We start from the raw sequence: 2,054 nt of genomic DNA on the forward strand, positions 1-2,054 counted from the left end.
GCGTCCGCCGCAGTGTCCACGACGAGCGCAAGCTCCTTGCGTTCGACCGCCGAAAAGTCCCGCAGGACGAAGTCAGCCGGGTCCATCCGGCCGGGCGGGCGCCCGATGCCGACCCGGACTCTGAGGTAGTCACGTGAGCCCACCGATGTAGTGATCGATCGTAGCCCGTTGTGTCCGTTGTCGCCACCGCCGAGCTTGAGCCGGACAGCCCCGAAGGGAATGTCCAGTTCATCGTGGACGACGAGAATTCGTCCCACCTCGGCCTTGAAGAACGCGCGCAGAGCCGCCACCGGGCCACCCGAGGTGTTCATGAACGAATGTGGCTTGGCGAGCACCGCCCGTGCGCCGGCGAGCCGCGTCTCCACGACGTCGGCTCGTCCCCGGTGGGTTCGGAAACGGCCCCCGACCCGCTCGGCAAGCAGGTCGAGGACCATGAACCCGATATTGTGCCGGTTACCGGCATATGCCGGGCCTGGATTGCCCAGCCCCACAACCAGCCACGGCCCGGTGACCGCGCCGTCGGCTTGCAACCCGGTCATGATGCCGTGCCCCTGTTGCCGGGCGCCTAAGCGTCGGTCTTCTCGCCCGCCGCAGCGGTTGTCGCGGTGCCACCGGTTGCCTGCTCGGTCCCGGCGAGCTCGGCGTCCATCTGGGCCACGGTCAGTTTCGCGAGCGCCTGGACGACAACCTGCCCGGCGTCGGTGTCCAGGATGGAGCCGGCCGGCAGGGCGAGCTGACCGGCGTTGATGTTCGCGCCGGGTTCGAGGCCGGCGATGTCAACCTCGATCGACCCGGGGATGTTGGTCGCGTCGGCCTGCACCGAGACCGTGGTCAGCTGCTGGTCGACGAGGGTGTCGCTGTGGGCGTCCCCGACCAGCACGACCGGGATCTCCACCGTGACCCGCTCACCGGTACGGATGATGACAAGATCGACGTGTTCGAAACTACCCTTGATCGGATGTCGCTGGACGTCCTTGGGCAGGGCGAGCTGGGTGCCGTCGGACAGTTCCAGCCGGAGCAGCACGTTCGTGCCGGCATCGGTTTTGAACGCGTGCAGAAGTTCGTGAGCCTGCAGCGAGATATGGCGGGGCGGTTGACCGTGACCGTACAGAACGGCCGGGACCTTGCCGGCCTTGCGGGTACGACGAGCCCCGCCCTTGCCGAACTCGGTACGCGGCTCCGCGGCAATGCGGACCTCGGACATGGCGGTACTCATCCTCCTACAGCTTGGGGGAACAGCGGCGCGGCGCGAAACGAGCGGAAACGCCTGTCGGCACAACGCGGTCCTTCACAGTACCGGACGGAACGCGGCGGGGCGGACCCGCCCTCCGGCGAGCCGGCCGCTCATCGCGACGAGCTATAACAGTTCATGTGACAGAGCGCGCGCGCCAACCCCTGCTGCTGGTCGGAGCCGGCGGGCTTGCCCGCGAGACCGCACAGGCCGTTCAGGCCGCGGGCAGCCATCGACTGATCGGCTTCACCGACGACAACCCGACCCGGTGGGGCAGCGTGCTCGACGGCGTAGCTGTCATCGGCGGCACGGATGTCATCACCGGTATGTCGGACGCGGCAGTGGTGCTGTGCCCGGGTTCCGGGTCGGTGCGGGCCAGGCTCGCCACCCGGCTCGCCGCGGACGGGATCGGCGCGGAGCGCTTCGCCACCGTTGTCCACCCCGCGGTCCACGTGCCACCGTCATGCACGGTTGGTCATGGATCAATCCTGCTGGGTGGTGTCGTCCTGACCACGTCTGTCACCATCGGTAATCACGTCGCGGTGATGCCGAATTCGGTGTTCACCCATGACGACGTCCTGGACGACTTCGCGACGATCTGCGCGTCGGTCTCACTGGCCGGCGGCGTACGCGTGGGGACGGGTGCGTACATCGGTGCGGGCGCGCTCGTCCGGGAGAACCTCTCGGTCGGTCCGTGGTCCACGGTGGGCATGGGCGCGGTCGTACTGGCCGATGTGCCCGGCTCGGAGGTCTGGGTCGGCAACCCGGCCCGCTTCCTGCGGGGGGCCGGGCCCGTCGGCGTCGGTACCGGCCCTGCGATCAC

3 protein-coding genes are annotated in these 2,054 nt (G+C 68.6%); 1 reads left to right on the plus strand and 2 read right to left on the minus strand.

Annotation, left to right across the window (positions count from 1 at the left end):
- On the minus strand, positions 1-539 hold a 539-nt coding region (gene pth, locus U9980_RS04820; RefSeq protein WP_322766864.1), incomplete at its 3' end, for an aminoacyl-tRNA hydrolase.
- 26 nt (positions 540-565) lie between these two features.
- Positions 566-1,204 carry a 50S ribosomal protein L25/general stress protein Ctc gene (locus U9980_RS04825; protein WP_322747843.1) on the minus strand — a complete coding sequence of 213 codons (639 nt, stop codon included), beginning with the start codon at positions 1,202-1,204 and terminating at the stop codon, positions 566-568.
- A gap of 167 nt (positions 1,205-1,371) precedes the next feature.
- On the opposite strand from U9980_RS04825, the gene U9980_RS04830 reads away from it, so the two are divergent.
- Positions 1,372-2,054 (plus strand): acetyltransferase (locus tag U9980_RS04830; RefSeq protein ID WP_322766865.1); only part of this gene is annotated, 683 nt, incomplete at its 3' end.

This window comes from Protofrankia sp. Cr1, from assembly GCF_963555865.1.
GTDB lineage: Bacteria > Actinomycetota > Actinomycetes > Frankiales > Frankiaceae > Protofrankia.